Source organism: Enterobacter sp. 241F3 (assembly GCF_034106785.1).
GTDB lineage: Bacteria > Pseudomonadota > Gammaproteobacteria > Enterobacterales > Enterobacteriaceae > Enterobacter > Enterobacter vonholyi.
Genome location: NZ_JAWNDD010000001.1, coordinates 421,998 through 442,083 on the forward strand (window position 1 = coordinate 421,998; position 20,086 = coordinate 442,083).

The 20,086-nt window shown below is 57.3% G+C and carries 17 protein-coding genes; 10 read left to right on the top strand and 7 right to left on the bottom strand.

Translation table 11 applies throughout. From position 1 onward, the window contains the following. Positions 1-57 precede the first annotated feature (57 nt). Positions 58-990, bottom strand: coding sequence for a LysR family transcriptional regulator (locus UR504_RS01910; protein WP_127730601.1), 933 nt, complete (start codon positions 988-990; stop codon positions 58-60). Positions 991-1,111: 121 nt separating this feature from the next. Between UR504_RS01910 and UR504_RS01915 the strand changes: the two genes are divergently transcribed. Next, positions 1,112-2,365: an MFS transporter gene (locus tag UR504_RS01915; RefSeq protein WP_111965727.1), complete on the top strand. Its 1,254-nt coding sequence runs from the start codon at positions 1,112-1,114 to the stop codon at positions 2,363-2,365. A gap of 75 nt (positions 2,366-2,440) precedes the next feature. Here UR504_RS01915 and UR504_RS01920 read toward each other — a convergent pair whose 3' ends face one another. Then, complete coding sequence (locus UR504_RS01920; RefSeq protein ID WP_045284883.1) at positions 2,441-3,832, bottom strand: APC family permease; 1,392 nt, start codon at positions 3,830-3,832, stop codon at positions 2,441-2,443. 356 nt (positions 3,833-4,188) lie between these two features. Then, complete coding sequence (locus UR504_RS01925; protein WP_048956333.1) at positions 4,189-5,607, bottom strand: glutamine synthetase family protein; 1,419 nt, start codon at positions 5,605-5,607, stop codon at positions 4,189-4,191. Positions 5,608-5,821: 214 nt separating this feature from the next. Here UR504_RS01925 and puuD point away from each other — a divergent pair, with 214 nt between their 5' ends. The 8 genes from puuD (at position 5,822) to UR504_RS01965 (ending at position 14,735) form a co-directional block, all read left to right on the top strand. Next, complete coding sequence (puuD, locus tag UR504_RS01930) at positions 5,822-6,586, top strand: gamma-glutamyl-gamma-aminobutyrate hydrolase (protein WP_320739263.1); 765 nt, start codon at positions 5,822-5,824, stop codon at positions 6,584-6,586. Between the two features lie 25 nt (positions 6,587-6,611). After that, entirely contained in the window at positions 6,612-7,169 is a 558-nt protein-coding gene (gene puuR / locus UR504_RS01935) for an HTH-type transcriptional regulator PuuR (RefSeq protein ID WP_008502454.1), read from the top strand. Positions 7,170-7,322: 153 nt separating this feature from the next. Beyond that, entirely contained in the window at positions 7,323-8,816 is a 1,494-nt protein-coding gene (gene puuC / locus UR504_RS01940) for an aldehyde dehydrogenase PuuC (protein ID WP_320739265.1), read from the top strand. Continuing rightward, positions 8,813-10,093 (top strand): NAD(P)/FAD-dependent oxidoreductase, encoded by a 1,281-nt coding sequence (locus UR504_RS01945; RefSeq protein ID WP_274243007.1) that lies wholly within the window; start codon positions 8,813-8,815, stop codon positions 10,091-10,093. The genes puuC and UR504_RS01945 overlap by 4 nt, the downstream gene beginning before the upstream one ends. Before the next feature lie 25 nt (positions 10,094-10,118). Next, the gene (gene puuE, locus UR504_RS01950; protein WP_320739266.1) at positions 10,119-11,390 is read left to right on the top strand and encodes a 4-aminobutyrate transaminase; all 1,272 of its coding nucleotides are present in this window, start codon (positions 10,119-10,121) and stop codon (positions 11,388-11,390) included. A 151-nt stretch (positions 11,391-11,541) separates the two neighbouring features. Further along, a complete protein-coding gene (locus tag UR504_RS01955; RefSeq protein ID WP_302234841.1) occupies positions 11,542-13,029 on the top strand; it encodes a carboxypeptidase M32 in 1,488 nt (495 codons plus the stop codon). 230 nt (positions 13,030-13,259) lie between these two features. Beyond that, entirely contained in the window at positions 13,260-13,634 is a 375-nt protein-coding gene (gene asr / locus UR504_RS01960) for an acid resistance repetitive basic protein Asr (RefSeq protein ID WP_032668244.1), read from the top strand. Between the two features lie 279 nt (positions 13,635-13,913). After that, entirely contained in the window at positions 13,914-14,735 is an 822-nt protein-coding gene (locus tag UR504_RS01965; RefSeq protein WP_127730589.1) for a trypsin-like serine peptidase, read from the top strand. 1 nt (position 14,736) lies between these two features. Here the strand turns inward: UR504_RS01965 and UR504_RS01970 are convergent, their stop codons facing one another. The 3 genes from UR504_RS01970 to mdtJ form a co-directional block, all read right to left on the bottom strand. After that, positions 14,737-16,899 (bottom strand): bifunctional diguanylate cyclase/phosphodiesterase, encoded by a 2,163-nt coding sequence (locus UR504_RS01970; protein WP_302234837.1) that lies wholly within the window; start codon positions 16,897-16,899, stop codon positions 14,737-14,739. Positions 16,900-16,982: 83 nt separating this feature from the next. After that, on the bottom strand, positions 16,983-17,312 hold the full coding sequence (mdtI, locus tag UR504_RS01975) for a multidrug/spermidine efflux SMR transporter subunit MdtI (RefSeq protein ID WP_045910373.1): 330 nt from the start codon (positions 17,310-17,312) through the stop codon (positions 16,983-16,985). Continuing rightward, the gene (gene mdtJ, locus UR504_RS01980) at positions 17,299-17,661 is read right to left on the bottom strand and encodes a multidrug/spermidine efflux SMR transporter subunit MdtJ (RefSeq protein WP_029739354.1); all 363 of its coding nucleotides are present in this window, start codon (positions 17,659-17,661) and stop codon (positions 17,299-17,301) included. Before mdtJ ends, mdtI begins: the two co-directional genes overlap by 14 nt. A 421-nt stretch (positions 17,662-18,082) precedes the next feature. On the opposite strand from mdtJ, the gene UR504_RS01985 reads away from it, so the two are divergent. Next, positions 18,083-19,117 carry an AI-2E family transporter gene (locus UR504_RS01985; protein ID WP_111965717.1) on the top strand — a complete coding sequence of 345 codons (1,035 nt, stop codon included), beginning with the start codon at positions 18,083-18,085 and terminating at the stop codon, positions 19,115-19,117. 3 nt (positions 19,118-19,120) lie between these two features. On the opposite strand, the gene UR504_RS01990 is transcribed toward UR504_RS01985, so the two are convergent. After that, positions 19,121-20,068 carry a zinc-dependent alcohol dehydrogenase family protein gene (locus UR504_RS01990; protein WP_320739268.1) on the bottom strand — a complete coding sequence of 316 codons (948 nt, stop codon included), beginning with the start codon at positions 20,066-20,068 and terminating at the stop codon, positions 19,121-19,123. Positions 20,069-20,086 lie beyond the last annotated feature (18 nt).

Here is a 20,086-nt window from a genome sequence, read left to right on the forward strand (position 1 = left end):
TTGGCTATGGTGAAGCACTTGTATGGCTGCCGTCAAATATTTACTTAGCCATGTGATTTACCGCACATTTTTGCCCACTTTTGCCTGAAAATGCTGCCCGGCGGAGGCGTTCATCAACTGCTGTTTGAAACGCTGCGCGGCGTGGCTCTGTTCTCGATGTTTTGACCAGACCAGCCACATCTCTGAAACGGCATCCTCTTCGGCAATGGTTACCCAGCGCATTTCGCGCAGTTGTACCCGTTTAAAGGAGGCTGGAAGAATAGAGACGCCCAGCCCGGCGGCGACCAGGCCGATAATCGTCATCGCTTCCCCGACTTCCTGGGTGATCACCGGGGCAAGATCGTAGCGGCGCATCAGCCCCAGGATATCGTCATACAGACCCGTTCCGACCTGCGGGTCAAAAAAGACAAACGGCTCTTTTGCCAGCTCTGCCAGCGAAACCGCCGGACGCGACGACAGCGGGTGATCGTGCGGGATCATGGCCATCAGCGGCTCGCGCAGGATCACCTCCCACGCCAGCGAGTCCGGCAGCTGGGTATTACGCATCAGCCCCAAATCCAGCGAACCTTCATTTAGCGGCGCAATCTGCTCGCGGGTATTGATCTCGCGCGTTTGAATGTGAACATCCGGGAAATGGCGGCGGAATGACGACAGGGTTTCCGAGACGGCGCTGATAAACGGCGCGGACGAGGTAAACCCGATGCGCAACTCTCCGGCTTCCCCGAGATAGAGCCGTTCTGCCCGGGCGGCGGCGTCATCGACCATGCTCAGAATTTGTCGGCTGTCGTTCAGAAACTGCTTACCCGCCGCCGTCAGGCTCACGCTGCGGTTGGTGCGGGCCAGCAGGCGCGCCCCGACCTGCTGCTCCAGGATCTGAATCTGCTGGCTTAACGGTGGCTGAGAGATGTTTAGCCGTGCCGCCGCGCGGCCAAAATGCAGCTCTTCGGCGACGGCGACAAAGTAGCGGAGATGACGCAGCTCGATATTCATATTTATAAAGTATCATTTAAGATTATTAATATATTAGACGGAATATTTACATTTTCCTACCCTTAACAGGTGGTCATACCCGTCACCAGAAATCACGGGGATGTTTAAGCAAGGAAACTGTGTGAGTCGTACAACTACTATTGATATCGATCCGGCCAGAGATATCAATGATTTACCCGCAGCATCGCAGCCGGTTCAGTTCATTAAACGTGGTACTCCCCAATTTATGCGCGTCACGCTGGCGCTCTTTTCCGCCGGTCTGGCAACCTTCGCCCTGCTCTATTGCGTACAGCCGATCCTGCCCGTTCTCTCCCATGAGTTTGGCGTATCGCCTGCCAGCAGCAGCGTTTCACTCTCTATTTCTACCGGCATGCTGGCGATTGGCCTGCTCTTTACCGGGCCGCTGTCCGACGCCATTGGCCGTAAACCGGTGATGGTAACCGCGCTGATGCTGGCCTCGGTCTGTACGTTACTCTCGACCATGATGACCAGCTGGCACGGTATTCTGGTGATGCGCGCGCTGATTGGGCTCTCGCTTAGCGGCGTGGCGGCGGTCGGGATGACCTATCTCAGCGAGGAGATCCACCCGAGCTTTGTTGCCTTCTCTATGGGGCTTTACATCAGCGGGAACTCGATTGGCGGAATGAGCGGACGTCTGCTGAGCGGGGTATTCACGGACTTCTTTAACTGGCGTATTGCGCTGGCAGTCATCGGGTGTTTTGCGCTGGCATCTGCCCTGATGTTCTGGAAAATTCTGCCGGAATCGCGTCATTTCCGCCCGACATCGCTGCGTCCGAAAACGCTGTTTATCAATTTCCGTCTGCACTGGCGCGACAAGGGGCTGCCGCGCCTGTTCCTGACCGGCTTCCTGCTGATGGGCTCGTTCGTCACGCTGTTTAACTATATTGGCTACCGCCTGATGCTCTCGCCGTGGCATCTGAGCCAGGCGGTGGTCGGCCTGCTTTCCGTGGCGTACCTTACCGGCACCTGGAGCTCGCCGAAGGCCGGGGCGATGACCGCACGCTATGGCCGCGGCCCGGTCATGCTGTTCTTCACGGCGATGATGCTGGTCGGCCTGTTGCTGACGCTCTTCTCCTCCCTGTGGCTGATTTTTGCCGGCATGCTGCTCTTCTCCGCAGGGTTCTTCGCCGCGCATTCGGTCGCCAGCAGCTGGATTGGACCGCGCGCCCGTCGCGCCAAAGGTCAGGCATCGTCGCTGTATCTGTTTAGCTATTACCTGGGATCCAGCATCGCCGGGACGCTCGGCGGTGTCTTCTGGCATAACTACGGCTGGAACGGCGTGGGCGGGTTTATCGCGCTGATGCTGTGCGCCGCGCTGCTGGTTGGCGCAAGTCTTCATAAACGTCTGAGATAATACGCCTGCGGGCTGATGTCCGTTAAGACGCGCCATCCACAAAAACGGCACCAGCGTACTGGTGCCGTTTCACGTTCAGGAATCCCAGGCCTGCTCTATCTTACCGGCTTCAAACTGCGGAGGCGGTTTGCGGAAACGGCGCGTGAGCCACGTCAGGTAAAGGATCCCCAGTGCCGCCCAGATGAGGCCAAGCGTCAGGGACGTCGCTTCGAGGTTTATCCACAGCACGCCGACCGTGACGGCACCGATGAGCGGCAGCAGGAGATAGTGGAAACGATCTTTCCACGTTTTGTTCAGCCCCTTACGCCGCCAGAAATGGTTGTACACCGAGAGATTAACAAACGTAAACGCCACCAGCGCGCCAAAATTGATCAGCGCCGTCGCGGTCACGAGATCGAAGTACAGGGCCGACAGCGCCACTATCCCAACCATAATGACGTTCAGGGCCGGCGTACGCCATTTCGGATGCACGTAGCCAAACACCCGCTCCGGAAACACGTTGTCACGCCCCATCACATACAGTAAGCGCGAGACGCTGGCGTGCGAGGCCAGGCCTGAAGCGAGCGTATTCACAAACGTGGTACACAGAAACACCGACTGGAAGAGCTTGCCGCCCACGTACAGCGCTATTTCCGGCAGCGCGGCGTCCGGGTTCTTGAAGCGCGCGATCGTCGGGAAAAAGAGTTGCATGAAAAACGAGGCAACAATGAATATCAGCCCGCCATACAGAGCGGTGAGGAAAATCGCTTTAGGGATCACCCGCGCCGCGTTTGGCGTCTCTTCCGACAGCGTGGTGACCGCGTCAAAGCCGAGGAAAGAGAAGCAGACGATAGTCGCGCCGGTAATAATCGGGATCAGATGTGCGTTCTCGCTGATAAACGGCTGGAGCGACCAGACGGTGCCGACGCCCTCCCCCTTGTGCAGACCGTGCACCACGAGTATGACAAACACCACCATGATGGCGATCTGCACCAGCACAAACAGGGTGTTAAAGTTGGCGACCAGATTCACACTCTTGAGGTTCGCCAGCGTCAGGATCGTTACAAACCCCACCACCCAAACCCACGGCGGGACTTCAGGGAACAGCGCGGAAAGGTAGATCTTCGCCAGCAGCACGTTAATCATCGGCAGGAAGAGATAATCCAGCAGCGATGACCAGCCGACCATAAAACCTAAATGGGGTCCGATCGATTTCTGCGTGTAGGTGTACGCAGAGCCTGCTTCCGGGAACTGTCGTACCAGTTTGCCGTAGCTGATGGCGGTAAACATGACGCCAGCCAGCGCCAGGAGATACGAGGCGGGCACGTGGCCGTTGCTGATACCGGACACAATGCCGAAGGTATCAAACACGGTCATGGGGGTGAGATAAGCCAGCCCCATCATCACCACCTGCCAGAGCTTAAGGGAACTGCGCAGCCGGGTTCTTCCGGCCATGCCCGGCGAGTCAAGAGAGGTGTTAGTCGCCATAAACCGTCCCCCCCATGCTTACCGTGGTTTGCAATCGCGCTGTCCTTAACGCAAACCTGCTTAGCAAAGGGGGAAGTTGTAAAGAACACACGCGATCGTACCAGCGCACCGTCTCTGGCTCGCACTCACAGCAGGCGCCTGACTGGCCCCCTTCGCCCTGCGGATAGTTGAACATCTGCATCATTTCCTACCTCGTCACACAGTGTCGTTAAGAAAATCCCTGTGCCGCCTGCGCTCCATAACGCGACTCCCGGGAGATAGCTGGCGTGCCAGCAAACAGTTAGGCCAGGCTCCGCGCAGGCCGTTTGGTGATACGTATGGGATGAAACAAAGCGGCCCCTTACCGGGGCACGTCATCAGGCGTTTTTCAGCATCCACTCAATTTCCGTTTCGGTAATCAGGCGTTCAAACTGCAGTAATTCATCGTTTTTGCAGGCGTGATAGACGTGGCAGAAGCGTTCGCCCAGCCGCTCGCGGAGGTTATCGTTTTGCATAAATTCCCACAGCGCATCGCTCTGACGGATCGGGAACGGCAGTCCGTCCTGCTCCAGACCATTGCCTTCCACTTCTTCCTGCAGCGGTAAATCGTTATCCAGGCCATGTAAAATGCCGGCAAAAATCGCCGCCATCACCAGATACGGATTCGCGTCAGCGCCCGCTACCCGGTACTCGACCCGATGGTTATGGCGATCGCCGCAGGGGATACGCAGGGCAACGGTGCGATTATTGTGTCCCCATGACGCCTGCGTCGGCACGTACATTCCCGGCTGGAAACGGCGGTAGGAGTTGACGTTCGGTGCCAGCAGCGCCATGGACGCAGGCATCAGGTCGATCATCCCGGCCAGCGCGCGTTTCAGCAGCGCGGAATCCTCGCCGCTGGCGTCTGCGAGCACGTTTTCGCCTCGGTTGTTTTGCATGCTGATATGGATGTGCATCCCGCTGCCCGCATGTTCTTCATACGGCTTTGCCATAAACGTGGCGTGCATCTTATGTTTTTCTGCCATCTGCCTGACGAGACGTTTTAGCGCCAGCGCATCATCGCAGGCATCGAGCACGTTTTCCGTATGGTGCAGATTTATCTCAAACTGGCCCGGGGAGGCCTCAGCCACTGCTCCGTCGGCGGGGATCAGCTGCAGCTGCGCCAGTTCGTCAATGTCGTTCAGCACGTCAGCAAAGTGGTTCAGATTATCAACCGAGTAGACCTGACTCTGCGTGTTGCGCACGTCGGTGCCCGGCGCGCAGGGTGGCTGCAGATAGCCGTCGGCATCGCGTTTACGGTCAAGTAAATAGAACTCCAGCTCTACCGCTACCACGGGGAACAGGCCGCGCTGGCGCAGCTGCTGCCAGAGTCGGTTGAGTACGTTCCGCGGCTCAACGTCAAAGGGAGCGCCATCTTCATCGACCATGGTGAGCTGCACCTGACCAATGTATTCCGGGTCGGCGGCGGACGGCGTCAGGGTGCCCGGTACCGGCACGCAGATACAGTCCGGCTCGCCGAGCTCCTGTCCCAGGCCCGCCTCTTCCACGACGTTACCCAAAATGTCCATGGCGAAAACCGATGCCGGGAAATAGCAGCCTTTTTCAAGTTTGCTCAGTCCGGCAACCGGGATGCGCTTGCCGCGAAAACAGCCGTTCAGGTCGGTCAGGAGGACATCAATAAACTGGGTGTCAGGATACTTTTCTAAATAGCGCTTCACTTCCTGCGTAAAGGCGCTGCCCCGCCTCTCATCCGTGTGCTGCACAAAGTTCTCAACTTCTACGATATTGGTTTCCATGATTTACCACCGTTTTTGGGATTTGCGTTCGCTGCTCTGGACTGTCAAATATAATGTCCACTCTATCGAATCTGTATGCAAATAAATTGTTTGTCAAATGTTAAATTAAGTTTGCAAAAGGCAGATCCCGTTGCTAGATTGAGAAAATATTGAACGAAAAGGCCGTTTTTCAGGCGATAATGGCCTAAATTTAGTCCACTTTGTGAGGGCGATCATGGAAAATATAATGAACAAGCCAGTTATTGGCGTGGTGATGTGTAGAAACAGGCTTAAGGGTCATGAGACCCAGACCCTGCAAGAAAAGTACCTGAATGCCATTATTAACGCGGGGGGTTTACCGATTGCCTTACCGCATGCGCTGGCAGAGCCAGAGCTGCTTACCGCTCTGCTCCCAACCCTGGACGGGATTTACCTGCCGGGCAGCCCAAGTAACGTGCAGCAGCACCTTTATGGTGAAAACGGCGATGAGCCTAACGCCGATCCCGGGCGAGATCTTCTGAGTATGGCGCTGATTGCCGCCGCGCTCGAAAGGCGCATCCCCATTTTCGCCATCTGCCGGGGGCTGCAGGAGCTGGTTGTTGCGACGGGGGGGACGCTGTATCGCCGCCTGTTCGAGCAGAACGACCTGCTCGAGCACCGGGAAGATCCTGAACTGCCGGTTGAGCTACAATACGCTCCGTCTCATGAAGTTCAGGTTCAGGAGGGAGGACTGCTGTCTCAATTAATACCAGGCTGTAACACATTTTGGGTAAACTCGTTACACGGGCAAGGTGCACGGACGTTAGGACCACGGCTTCGCGTGGAGGCCCGCTCGACGGATGGGCTGGTCGAGGCGGTCAGCGTTCATGACCACCCTTTTGCCCTCGGCGTGCAATGGCACCCCGAATGGAACAGCAGCGAGTACGCCCTGTCCCGTATGTTGTTTGAAGGTTTTATCACCGCCTGTCAAAGCCACATTGCCGAGAAGCAGCGGCTTTGACCACTACCGTAAAGGAAATGCAACTATGAGCGATGACGGACTGGCGCCAGGGAAACGTCTGTCTGAGATCCGCCAGCAGCTGGGTCTCTCGCAGCGGCGTGCCGCCGAACTGTCTGGGTTAACACACAGTGCCATCAGCACCATTGAGCAGGACAAAGTCAGTCCTGCTATCAGTACGCTGCAAAAGCTACTGAAAGTTTATGGGCTGTCGCTCTCGGAATTCTTTTCGGAACCGGAAAAACCTGATGAACCGCAGGTGGTTATTAATCAGGAAGACCTTATCGAAATAGGCAGTCAGGGGGTTTCGATGAAGCTGGTTCATAACGGAAATCCGAACCGTACGCTGGCGATGATTTTTGAAACTTACCAGCCTGGAACCACGACCGGAGAGAGGATCAAACACCAGGGTGAGGAGATCGGTACGATACTGGAAGGTGAAATATTGCTGACCATTAATGGCCAGCAATATCACCTGGTTGCGGGGCAAAGCTATGCCATCAATACCGGCATACCGCACAGCTTCAGCAACACCTCGGCAGGCATCTGCCGCATTATCAGTGCCCACACCCCTACCACGTTCTAATTACCACTCAGTCCCGGCGTAAGCGCGCTTACGCCGGAACACATAAAAACGATCTCGGCATTTAACGGGTTAATTCCCGGGATGCCCCACGGCTTCGTATTGCCTGAAACGGCCATGCCTTTATTTATCTGATTGCGAAAGAAAGGAGTGAATATGCATTTTCAGCACCTGACTTACTGGCAGGATAAAGCAAAAAACAGCGCCATTGAGACCCGGTTATTTATTAACGGTGCCTATTGTGACGCCGCCGATAATGCCACGTTTGAAACCGTCAATCCCGCGATCCAAAAGACGCTGGCGAACGTCGCCCGGGGCAAGCAGGCGGACGTGGACCGTGCGGTTCAGGCCGCGCGCGAGGTATTTGAGCGCGGTGACTGGTCGCAGGCGTCCCCGGCGCAGCGCAAGGCCGTGCTAAATAAGCTCGCCGATTTAATGGAACGCCATAGCGAAGAGCTGGCCTTACTGGAAACGCTGGACACCGGTAAACCCATCCGCCACAGCCTGCGCGACGATATTCCCGGCGCGGCGCGCGCCATTCGCTGGTACGCCGAAGCGGCGGATAAAGTCTACGGCGAAGTGGCGCCTACGGGTCCGGGCGAGCTGGCGATGATCGTGCGCGAGCCCATCGGGGTTGTCGCGGCCATCGTCCCCTGGAACTTCCCTCTGCTGCTGGCCTGCTGGAAGCTGGGCCCGGCGCTGATCGCGGGCAATAGCGTGGTATTAAAACCGTCGGAGAAATCCCCCCTCACCGCCCTGCGGCTGGCCGGGCTGGCGAAAGAGGCGGGCCTGCCGGACGGCGTGCTGAACGTGATAAGCGGTTACGGCCACGAAGCGGGCCAGGCGCTGGCATTGCATCCGGAGGTTGAAGTGCTGACGTTTACCGGCTCTACCCGTACCGGCAAGCAGCTGTTGAAGGACGCAGGCGAAAGTAACATGAAGCGCGTCTGGCTGGAGGCTGGCGGCAAGAGCGCCAACATTATCTTTGCCGACTGTCCGGACCTGGACAAGGCCGTGAGCGCGACCGCCGCCGGGATTTTTTATAACCAGGGTCAAGTCTGTATCGCCGGTACCCGTCTGCTGCTCGAAGACAGCATCGCCGATGAGTTCCTGGCCAGGCTAAAAGCGCAGGCTCGTCACTGGCAGCCGGGCGATCCGCTCGACCCCGACAGCACGATGGGCATGCTCATCGACGCTGCGCACGCCGATACCGTCCACACGTTCATTCGCGAGGGAACCCGGAAAGGCACGCTGCTGCTGGACGGGCGGGAACAATCATGGCCTTGCGCAGTCGGTCCAACCATTTTTGTCGACATCGACCCCGCCTCCCCGCTGTGCCGGGAAGAAATTTTCGGACCGGTGCTGGTCGTCACCCGTTTTAAATCCGAAGAGGAAGCCTTAACGCTGGCCAACGACAGTGAATACGGGCTTGGCGCGGCGGTATGGACCCGCGATCTTTCCCGCGCGCACCGCATGAGCCGCCGCCTGAAGGCCGGCTCGGTCTTCGTCAATAACTATAACGACGGTGATATGACCGTTCCCTTTGGCGGCTATAAGCAGAGCGGCAACGGTCGCGATAAGTCCCTGCACGCGCTGGAAAAATTTACCGAACTGAAAACCATCTGGATTGCCCTGGAGCCTCAATCATGACCGAACATACCACCAGCTACTACGCGGCCAGCGCGAACGCTTACGAACCCTTCCCGACGCTTAACGAGTCGATCAGCTGTGACGTGTGCGTGGTGGGCGGCGGCTATACCGGCCTCTCCTCCGCGCTGCATCTCGCCGAAATGGGCTATGACGTGGTGCTCCTTGAAGGGGCGCGCATCGGCTTCGGCGCCAGCGGACGCAACGGCGGCCAGCTGGTTAACTCCTACAGCCGCGATATCGACGTGATCGAGAAAAACTACGGGCCCGATGCCGCCAGAATGCTCGGGAGCATGATGTTTGAAGGCGGGGAAATCATCCGGGAACGCATCCAGCGCTATCAGATCCAGTGCGACTATCGTCCCGGCGGGCTGTTTGTGGCGCTTAACCATAAGCAGCTGGAGACGCTGGAGGAGCAAAAAGCCAACTGGGAACGCTACGGCAACACGCAGCTGGAGTTGCTGGACGCCAGCGCCATTCGCCGGGAAGTCGACAGCGAACGCTATACCGGCGCGCTGCTGGACCGCAGCGGTGGGCATATTCATCCGCTGAACCTGGCGATCGGTGAAGCGGACGCCATTCGCCTGAACGGCGGGCGGGTATATGAGCAGTCCCCGGTGACCGCCATTCAGCACACCAGCCCGGCCGTGGTGAGCACGCAGCATGGCCAGGTGACGGCCCGCTACGTGATCGTCGCCGGGAATGCCTATCTCGGCGATAAGATCGAACCGGAACTGGCAAAACGCAGCATGCCCTGCGGCACCCAGGTTGTAACCACCGCCCCGCTGGCGGAAGAGGTCGCCCGCACGCTGATCCCCAATAACTACTGCGTGGAAGATTGTAACTACCTGCTGGATTACTACCGTCTCACCGCCGACAACCGCCTGCTGTACGGCGGTGGCGTAGTGTATGGCGCGCGCGATCCGGACGATGTCGAGCGCCTGGTGATGCCAAAGCTGCTGAAAACCTTCCCTCAGCTGGCAGGCGTCAAAATCGACTACCGCTGGACGGGCAACTTCCTGCTGACCCTGTCCCGTATGCCGCAGTTTGGTCGTCTGGATAAAAACATCTATTACATGCAGGGCTACAGCGGCCACGGCGTGACCTGCACCCACCTGGCCGGACGGCTGATCTCGGAACTGTTGCGCGGCGACGCCGAGCGCTTTGATGCGTTTGCTAACCTCCCGCACTACCCCTTCCCGGGCGGCCGCAGCCTGCGGATTCCATTTACGGCGATGGGCGCGGCGTACTACAGCCTGCGCGATCGTCTTGGCGTATGATCGTTTCGACAAAAGGGTATCTGACATGAGTAACCAGGAATTTCATCAGCGCAGACTTTCTGCCACCCCGCGCGGCGTAGGCGTAATGTGTGATTTCTTTGCCCGCACGGCGGAGAATGCCACGCTTACCGACGTGGAAGGCAACGACTATATTGATTTCGCCGCCGGGATCGCGGTACTGAACACCGGCCATCGCCATCCTGAACTGGTGGCCGCAGTGGAAAAACAGCTTCACCAGTTCACCCACACGGCCTACCAGATTGTGCCGTATGAAAGCTACGTTTCATTAGCCGAAAAGCTTAACGAGCTGGCCCCGGTGCAGAGCCCGGCCAAAACGGCGTTCTTCACAACGGGCGCGGAAGCGGTAGAAAATGCCATTAAAATCGCCCGGGCCCACACCGGCAGACCGGGCGTGATTGCCTTCGGGGGAGGCTTTCACGGCCGCACCTATATGACCATGGCGTTAACCGGCAAGGTCGCGCCTTACAAGCTGGGATTTGGCCCCTTCCCGGGGTCGGTTTATCACGTGCCGTATCCCTCCGAGCTGCACGGCATCACGACGCAGGATGCCATCACGGCGATAGAGCGCCTGTTCAAAGCGGATATTGAGGCGAAACAAGTAGCGGCGATTATTTTTGAACCCATCCAGGGTGAAGGCGGATTCAACGTCGCCCCACCAGAGCTGGTGTCCGCCATCCGCCGCATCTGTGATGAGCACGGGATCGTGATGATTGCCGACGAAGTGCAGAGCGGCTTCGCCCGAACGGGTAAGCTGTTTGCCATGGAACACTACGCGGACAAACCCGACCTGATGACGATGGCTAAAAGCCTGGCAGGCGGAATGCCGCTGTCCGGCGTGGTGGGCCGCGCCGAAATCATGGACGCGCCGGCTCCCGGCGGCCTGGGGGGAACCTATGCCGGCAACCCGCTTGCGGTGGCCGCCGCGCACGCGGTGCTGAAGATTATCGACAACGAGTCACTGTGCGCGCGCGCCCGTCAGCTTGGCGATCGGCTGAAAGCCACGCTGGAGGAGATTCAGGGCACCTTCCCTGCGCTCGTGGCGATAAGGGGAAGAGGATCGATGATCGCGGCGGAGTTTTTTGATCCCGAGAGCCGTGAACCGTCGGCCGCCATCGCGCAGGCGATCCAGCAAAAGGCGCTCGCCCAGGGCCTGCTGCTGTTGATCTGCGGCCAGTACGGCAACGTGATCCGCTTCCTTTATCCGCTGACCATTCCGGATGCTCAGTTCAACCAGGCGCTGGCAATCCTGCAACAGGTTATGCGCGATAAGTCCTGAGTGCCCACCGAAAACCGTCTCCCGGAATGCCCGGGACGGTTTTCTACGGAGGAGATCGGCACAGATTTCCTCCGTGTGGGAAATGTTGGGGAATTTGCTCGGTTTCATTGTATGCTCCCTGAAACACATCCCCGGCATGAGGAAATAAGAATTGCAAAAAACATCAGCCTATCAGTCACTTGTGAAAACCTTCCAGCGTCTCTCCCGCTTCTCGCACCTCTCCTCCATCGCCAGCTGGGACATGTTCACCATGATGCCGCCCGGCGGCAGCGCCGCGCGCGGCGAGGCGCTGGCAGAGATGAGCGTCCTGCAGCACCAGCTCCTGACCGATAAAAAAGTCGGCGACCTGTTAGCGGCGGCGGCAGGAGAAGATCTGAATGACGTCGAACAGGCCAACCTGCGCGAAATGACGCGCCACTACCAGCAGGCGACCCTGCTGCCGGAATCGCTGGTGGAAGCCAAATCCCTGGCGGGCAGCAGGTGTGAACACGCCTGGCGTACTCAGCGCCCCGCCAACGACTGGCAGGGCTTTTCCGCCAACCTGAAAGAGGTGGTTAAACTCAGCCGCGAAGAGGCTCGCCTGCGGGCTGAAGCCAAAGGCTGTACGCCGTACGACGCGCTGCTGGACATTTTTGAACCCGACATGACCAGCGCGCGTCTGGACGTTCTGTTCGCCGACATGAAGTCCTGGTTGCCGGACCTGCTGGCAAGCGTGGTGGAAAAACAGGCTCAGCGGTCATTTATTCCCCCGCAGGGTCCCTTCCCGACGGCAACACAGCGTGAACTGGGCCTGGAAGCCATGAAGATGCTCGGCTTCGATTTTAACGGCGGTCGCCTCGACGTGAGTGCGCACCCGTTCTGCGGCGGCGTACCGGAAGACGTGCGCATCACCACGCGCTACGACGAGGATGAACTGCTCAGCGCGCTGTTTGGCGTAATCCACGAAACCGGACACGCGCGCTACGAACAAAACCTGCCGCGCGCGTGGGCAGGACAGCCGATTGCGCTGGCCCGCTCAACCGCGATCCATGAATCGCAGAGCCTGTTCTTTGAGATGCAGCTGGGACGGAGTGAAGCCTTCCTCAAACATCTTCTCCCTGCGGTGCACGCTCGTTTTGGCAGCCAGGCGGCGTTCAGCGAAGAGAACTTTATTGCCTGGAACCAGCGCGTGAAGCCGGGCTATATCCGCGTCGATGCGGACGAAGTGAGCTACCCGGCGCACGTGGTGCTGCGCTATGAGATTGAGCGGGCGCTGATCAACGGCGAGATTGGGGTAGACGATATTCCCGCCCTGTGGGACGAGAAAATGCAGGCCTGGCTCGGGTTGTCCACCAAAGACAACTACCGCAACGGCTGCATGCAGGATATCCACTGGACCGACGGCGGTTTTGGCTACTTCCCGTCATATACGCTGGGGGCCATGTATGCCGCACAGCTGTTCCACGCCGCGAAAACGGCGCTTCCGGGTCTGCAGGCCTCCATCGCTGAGGGCGATTTTTCCGCACTCTTTGAGTGGCTGCGCCAGAACATCTGGCAGCACGGCAGTCGCTTCAGCACGTCGCAGTTAATCACCCAGGCGACGGGTGAAGATCTGAATATCCGTTACTTCCGCGAGCATCTGACCTCCCGTTATTTGTAATCTGTTTGGCCGGGGGTGAGGGACCTCAGGTAAAAGAGCCGTATGTTCCCCCTCACCCCAGCCCGTACCCCCTCATGGGAGAGGGAGCCGTCTGTGCAGGACCCCGGCAATGTACATATGGTTACACGCCGATACCAATCACTCACGGAAACCCCGAATTTACAGGGATATAGTTATTTCAACGGCCCCGCAGTGGGGTTAAATGAAAAACCAAATTCGAGGGTATGAACATGAAAAAAGTATTAGCTCTGGTTGTTGCCGCTGCTATGGGTCTGTCTTCTGCTGCGTTCGCTGCTGAAACCACTGCTGCACCGGCTGCTGCGGCACCTGCTGCAACGACCACCGCGGCGCCAGCAAAAACTGTCCATCACAAGAAACATCATAAAGCCGCTAAACCGGCTGTAGAGCAGAAAGCTCAGGCTGCTAAAAAGCACCACAAAAAAGCGACCAAACCGGCTGTAGAACAGAAAGCTCAGGCTGCTAAAAAGCATCACAAAAAAGCGACCAAACCGGCTGTAGAACAGAAAGCTCAGGCTGCTAAAAAGCATCACAAAAAAGCAGTAAAACACGAAGCTGCTAAACCAGCTGCACAGCCAGCTGCGTAAGAGTACAAGCTTAACCGTGCACTTCGGGGCACGTTGGTAAACCGGCGCTGAACCGGACAGGTTCCGCGCCGTTTTTTTTATCCGGAGGGCGTATGCTGCGACGCTATCGGTTTGAGCTGATTCTGATCCTGCTTATTTTATGCGCGCTCATTGCCAGCCATTTTTATCTTTCCTGATTGTAGCACGCTGATTTTACTCCCACTTTAGCGCTGTCCCGTCTATAGTATTTTCATAGGGTTCACTTTTAATAATCATAATTACCCCCCACCAGAGTGAGATATGCGTAAATCTGTTGTGTTGTTACTGGGAACGTTTGGTCTTTTTTCTGGATTCTCACATGCGGATGATGGCGGTGATGACACCATTAGCGCGAAAGAGCTCAAGACGCTTTTTTTCAATCATGACGACCGCACGCGCGTCACCGATCCCACCCAGGCGCCCTGGGATGCTATAGGTCAACTGGAAACCGCCAGCGGTAACTTATGTACTGCGACGTTGATCACCCCTCAGCTTGCCCTGACGGCAGGCCACTGTCTGTTAACGCCGCCAAACGGCAAGCCGGATAAAGCGGTGGCCTTGCGGTTTGTGTCGCAAAAAGGGACCTGGCGCTATGAAATCCACGGTATTGAAGGCCGTGTCGATCCGTCTCTCGGCAAACGCCTGAAGCCGGATGGTGACGGCTGGATCGTGCCACCGGCGGCCGCCTCATGGGACTTTGGCCTGATCGTTTTGCGCTACCCCCCTTCCGGCATTACGCCGCTGCCGTTATTTGACGGCGACAAAGACGCACTCACCGCCGCCCTGAAAGCCGCTGACCGAAAGGTGACGCAGTCCGGCTATCCTGTCGACCATCTGGATACGCTTTACACCCACACCGACTGTATTGTGACGGGCTGGGCGCAAAACAGCGTACTTTCGCACCAGTGCGATACGTTGCCGGGTGACAGTGGCTCACCGCTAATGCTGAAAACAGATAACGGCTGGCAGTTGATTGGCGTGCAGAGCTCTGCACCGGCGGCGAAAGATCGCTGGCGCGCAGATAACCGGGCCTTGTCCGTGACCGGTTTTCGCGACAAGCTGGAAGCGCTGGCACAGCAATAAATCAGCATCGTCTGACCTGATGCAGTGCCCTGATTGACTCAATCGGCATCGGCTGGCTGAACCAAAAACCCTGCAGTTGATCGCAGCCAGCCAGCCGCAGCAGTTTCATTTGCTTCTCGGTTTCCACCCCTTCGGCGACCACCGCCATCCCCAGCGCGTTGGCGATCCGCACCGTGCCGCTCACCAGCGCGGCTGCCTGTTCATCGTTGTCCACCAGCCCGGCCAGGGATTTATCGATCTTGATGGTGTCGAAGTTAAAACGCCGCAAATAGCCAATGCTGGAATAGCCGGTGCCAAAGTCATCCAGCGCCACCGCGGTACCCAGCGCTTTAAGATTGGCTATTGCCATGCGGGCACGATCCGGATTTTCCAGCACATAGCTCTCCGTTACCTCAAGCTGCAGCCGGTGGGCCGGGAAACGGGTACTCTCCAGCACGCTGGCCACTTTGTCTTCGAAGGCGGGATCGCGAAATTGCGCGGGAGAGATATTAACGGAAAGCTTTAAGTCACCGTATGGCTGGAGATCCTGACAGGCGCGCTGCAACACAAACTGGCCCAGTTTGTAAATCAGACCGCTGGTCTCCGCGATGGCGATGAAGGTATCCGGGCCCAGCGGCCCTTCCGGGCGACGCGGCCAGCGGACCAACGCTTCGACGCTGCTCATTGTCTGAGTGCGGGCGTCAACGATCGGCTGATACCAGACCTCAAACTCATCGCGCTCCAGACCGCTACGGATCTGATTTTCAATCGCCAGCTTGCGTTCCCGGACGCTGTTCAGCTCCGCATCGTAGTGGGTAATCCGCCCTTTCCCACTCATTTTGGCGTGATACATGGCAATATCGGCGCGGCGAAACAGTTCTGAGCTGGTGCATTCAATCAGAGTTCCGCTGGCGATACCGATGCTGGCCCCGATATGGATCGTGCGTTCCCCCAGCTGAACCGGGGTGGCGAGGAAATCCAGCACCGAAACGGCAAAGGCGGTGGCTCGGGCCTCTGCATCATCACCGCCGATTGTCATGGCAAACTCATCCCCGCCCATGCGGGCCAGCATCCCGCCCGGCGGCACCCGTTCACTCAGCGTTTTCGCAATCGCCACGATGAGATCGTCCCCCACGCTGTGGCCGTAGATATCATTCACATCTTTAAAACCATCCAGATCGATAAACACCACGCTTTTGACGTCGATATCTCCGCGTAAGCTCACCCGATCCAGCGCCTCGATAAGCGCTCGCCGGTTCGGCAGATGGCTTAACCAGTCCGTTCTGGCCACCAGACGTGCCTGGCTTTCTCCTCGCGCAAGCTTGTACAGCCCCACGCTGCTCACCAGAATAAAGAGCAGGATCAGGGCCGATGCCAGCACAACAATCTGCGTGATATCAGAGGATGCCGCCCGGGCGGCCTGCGCCCCCGGAAGCCGCGCCTGCCAGTTCAGATAGCCCAGCAGCTCCCCAGCCGAACTGCGCAGCGGCATACTCATCTCGTTAACTTTATCGGGCGTAAAGTGAAGGTTATCGATCTGAAAGGTCGCCCCCAGGTCGGATAAGATTCTGGCGTTCAGATGACGGGTAATCACCAGATAGCGGCGCGTTCCGTCGGTAACCTGTAATCTTCCGACCATTGGGCGAATCAGCCCAATGCCCACAAAGGCAACGCCGCTTCGCGTTTTGCTGATCCCGGCATAGATATTTTTATCGCCTGATAAGACGCGCGCGTGCTGAGCAATAAGGGCTTTCAGCCCCTTACCGAAAAAATCGAGATTCGTCTCCTGAAAAGGCTGACTTTTAAACGATCCCCAGAGGACGTTGAAATGTTCATCCAGCACGAAGGTGCCGTCATAGAGGTTATTAATTTTAAAGCCGGTGCCCCAGGTGTCGTAGAGCCAGTCGGTATTAAGCGTGGGACGGTAGGCTTCCCGCACAGCATCGTCCCAGACGGCGTTGTCAAGCACCAGAGATGAGACGCGGTTAACCGATGTCTGAATAGCCCCCTGCACGGAAAGCGCCGTGCGGTGTTCATCAATTTCATTGGTTTTGGTGCTGATAAGATTCAGGGAAAGATAGAGGAGTGCGACGACGGAAATGATTAAGCCGATGCCCGCCATAAAGACCATGGCAAACAACGTTCTCGCATTGGGAATATTGCGCCAGCTTAATGTGCGATACATCAGCCATCCTCTTCATGTTTTGCTTTTCTAAGCGTAATACAGGCAGCGAATTTCGCTGCCTGTAAAGGATGGCTTTATGACCGTCAGGCGAGTTTTATCATGATCATGCCGGCAAGAAGCAGGATGAGCCCCATCCAGCCCTTGTTATTTAAGCGCTGGCCGAAGAGCACCCAGCCTGCAGCCAGCGTGGCGGCGATACCAAAACCGCCCCACAACGCATAGGCGACCGAAAGATCGATACCTTTTACCGCCTGGGACAGCGCGCTGAACGCCCCCAGAACCGCCGCAATTGACATCAGGCCGTAGAATTTACGACGAAAACCATCGGAGAATTTCAGCAGAACGTTCGCCAGGATCTCAAGCACGATGGCGAACCCCAGCCAGGCCGCATGAACCCACTCAAACTGTTGCATGGTTCTGCTCCTTCTGCTGTTTGCCAGGTTTACGGGTACCGGACTTAATCAGCACAATACCCGCGACCAGCGTCGTTAAACCGGCGACCTTCATTGTTGTTAATGTTTCGTCAAATATCAGCACGCTGAACAGCGTAATCAACAAAATACCGATCCCCTCCCACAGGGCATACGCGACGCCCAGCGCAATTTTTTTCACTGCAAACGAGAGGAAAATATAAGACAGTGAAATCATCACCAGCATCAAAATAAAACCGGTGTTGCCATCGCTGACGCTTGCCCACTTCATAGACAGCGTGCCGGTAATTTCAGCGATAATAGCCAGCGCTAATAAAATCCAGTAAAACATGTTTTTCTCCTGCTTGAGAATATAATCCATCGTGGCCCGCTGCGTGCAGCAAACCCAAAAATACGAATTGAAATCAGACAGCTAAGCGCTTAGCGCCAGCTCAGGCAGAAGAAATGACTATAGTGCGGTGCGCCAGTGTTGCTCACCAGAAAGCAGGCAGAAAGAAGTGGAGTATACAGCAGTATTGTTTGAAGAGTACGTCCTGAACATATTGTCCATAAAATTACAATTATCCGCGTTGTTGCTTCTCGTCTTTGCGGATGAAAATTGTCCTCGGTAGTTAAACACACCGAATTTGTACCATAAGCCAGGATTTTACTCAAAGTCTTTGCAATTCTTTACCCACTCCGTTTGATTTTGGTTAGTTTATTGCAAAGCCTTTCACCTTTATTATAAATATAAAGAAAATTTCGGAGTCACCATGGCTAAACCCATCATTACCCTGAACGGGTTAAAAATTGTCATCATGCTGGGCATGCTGGTGATCATATTGACAGGCGTGCGCTTCGCCGCCGACATTATTGTGCCCTTTATTCTGGCCCTGTTTATTGCGGTGATCCTCAACCCGCTGGTGCAGCGCATGACGCGGCTACGCATTCCGCGCGTGCTGGCCATCACGCTGCTTATCAGCATCATTATTGTGGCGATGGTACTGCTGGTGGCTTATCTGGGTACCTCGCTCAATGAACTGGCGCGAACGCTGCCAAAATACCGCTCTTCGCTGGCTATCCCCCTGCTGCAGCTAGAACCCTGGCTGCAGCGGGCGGGTATCGAAGTCTCGGTGGAAGAACTGCTGAAATATATCGACCCCAACGCGGCGATGACGATCGTCACCAGCCTGCTGGCGCAGCTTTCCAATGCCATGACCTCCATTTTCCTGCTGTTTTTAACGGTGGTTTTCATGCTGCTGGAGGTGCCGCAGCTGCCAGCAAAGCTGCAGCAGATGATGGTCCGTCCGGTCGAAGGAATGGGGGCGATTCAACGCGCGCTGGACAGCGTTTCCCGCTATCTGGTGCTGAAAACCGCCATTAGCCTGGTGACGGGCGTTGTCGTCTGGTTGATGCTTCTGGCGCTGGACGTTCGCTTTGCATTTGTCTGGGGGTTGCTGGCGTTTGCGCTCAACTACATTCCCAACATTGGCTCCGTGCTGGCGGCGATCCCCCCTATCCTCCAGGTGCTGGTTTTCAGCGGGCTTTATGACGCGCTGATCCTGCTTGCCGGATACCTGGTCATCAATCTTGTGTTCGGTAACATTCTTGAGCCACGCATGATGGGTCGCGGCCTGGGGCTCTCCACGCTGGTGGTCTTTTTGTCCCTGATATTCTGGGGCTGGCTGCTCGGGCCCGTTGGGATGCTGCTCTCCGTCCCGCTAACCATTATCGTCAAGATTGGTCTGGAACAGACGGCAGGCGGGCAAAGTATCGCCGTGCTGCTGAGCGATATGAGCCATAAATAGCGCTCAGTCCTCCATCGACAGGAGGGGCTTGCGGGTCCTTCCACCTTCACGATAAGCGCTGAGCGCCCTCTGCCACTCCGCCAGCGGGTACACCGTAACGTCGCTGTACTCACTGCCAGGCAACCTCAGCCAGATGCGCTCGAACTCCGCGCGCCACGCCTCAACGCCGAGCGCATCCAGACCGTTTCGGATATGGAACCACGCCACGCGCGGCGCAGGCCGCCGCTGTGTGAAGGCTTGCCCGGAGAGCAGCCCGTAGCAGACAAACATGCCCTGCTCGGGCATCACGCTGAGGATCGCTTCCGCAAGCGGTCCGCCGGTGGCATCGTAGACGATATCGCTACGGGCGGCGACGATGCCGATTCTGTTTGCGTCATGCTGCGCGACAGGCGTGATGCCCATCGCTTCCAGCCGTTCAGCATGCACGGCAGAACGGTGAATGCCATACACCGCTTCCGCCCCCGCCTGACGCGCCCACTGCCCCAGCAGAATGGCGCAATCCGATCCGGCAGCCGTGAGCAAGACCCGCTTTCCACGAGGCGGGTAGCGGGTCAGCATCATCTGCGCCGCCAGCGGGTTGATATAGGCCCGTGCGGCCAGATGTGCGGCGACGGTGTCCGGAACGGGTATCGCATACTCTGCCGGGCAATCAACATAGCGCTGCCAGGTTCCCTGACCGCGCAGCGGCAGGACTCGCTGACCCACAAGATGCTTAAACGAGGCGGGCGCCTCGATGACAACCCCAACACCCTCATACCCCGCGACCGCCGGTAACGGGGTTCGGTGGCGATAGGCACCGGTGATGGGGATAAGATCGGACGCGTTCACCGGAGAAAATAGCATCCGCACGCGGAGCTGTCCCGGCGCAAGCGCGCCCGGGGGCGTGATTTCAGGTTGCAGAACGGTTTCTGGCTCGCCAAAACGGCGATACCAGAGGGCCAGATTTTCCATTACGATCTCAAGGCTGAT

What these genes read in the sequence shown, in the direction of transcription:
- UR504_RS01910 (WP_127730601.1), bottom strand. Translation starts at nt 990, where the DNA reads ATGAATATCGAGCTGCGTCATCTCCGCTACTTTGTCGCCGTCGCCGAA.
- UR504_RS01920 (WP_045284883.1), bottom strand. Translation starts at nt 3,832, where the DNA reads ATGGCGACTAACACCTCTCTTGACTCGCCGGGCATGGCCGGAAGAACC.
- UR504_RS01925 (WP_048956333.1), bottom strand. Translation starts at nt 5,607, where the DNA reads ATGGAAACCAATATCGTAGAAGTTGAGAACTTTGTGCAGCACACGGAT.
- puuD (WP_320739263.1), top strand. Translation starts at nt 5,822, where the DNA reads ATGGAAAATATAATGAACAAGCCAGTTATTGGCGTGGTGATGTGTAGA.
- puuR (WP_008502454.1), top strand. Translation starts at nt 6,612, where the DNA reads ATGAGCGATGACGGACTGGCGCCAGGGAAACGTCTGTCTGAGATCCGC.
- puuC (WP_320739265.1), top strand. Translation starts at nt 7,323, where the DNA reads ATGCATTTTCAGCACCTGACTTACTGGCAGGATAAAGCAAAAAACAGC.
- UR504_RS01945 (WP_274243007.1), top strand. Translation starts at nt 8,813, where the DNA reads ATGACCGAACATACCACCAGCTACTACGCGGCCAGCGCGAACGCTTAC.
- puuE (WP_320739266.1), top strand. Translation starts at nt 10,119, where the DNA reads ATGAGTAACCAGGAATTTCATCAGCGCAGACTTTCTGCCACCCCGCGC.
- asr (WP_032668244.1), top strand. Translation starts at nt 13,260, where the DNA reads ATGAAAAAAGTATTAGCTCTGGTTGTTGCCGCTGCTATGGGTCTGTCT.
- UR504_RS01965 (WP_127730589.1), top strand. Translation starts at nt 13,914, where the DNA reads ATGCGTAAATCTGTTGTGTTGTTACTGGGAACGTTTGGTCTTTTTTCT.
- UR504_RS01970 (WP_302234837.1), bottom strand. Translation starts at nt 16,899, where the DNA reads ATGTATCGCACATTAAGCTGGCGCAATATTCCCAATGCGAGAACGTTG.
- mdtI (WP_045910373.1), bottom strand. Translation starts at nt 17,312, where the DNA reads ATGCAACAGTTTGAGTGGGTTCATGCGGCCTGGCTGGGGTTCGCCATC.
- mdtJ (WP_029739354.1), bottom strand. Translation starts at nt 17,661, where the DNA reads ATGTTTTACTGGATTTTATTAGCGCTGGCTATTATCGCTGAAATTACC.
- UR504_RS01985 (WP_111965717.1), top strand. Translation starts at nt 18,083, where the DNA reads ATGGCTAAACCCATCATTACCCTGAACGGGTTAAAAATTGTCATCATG.
- UR504_RS01990 (WP_320739268.1), bottom strand. Translation starts at nt 20,068, where the DNA reads ATGGAAAATCTGGCCCTCTGGTATCGCCGTTTTGGCGAGCCAGAAACC.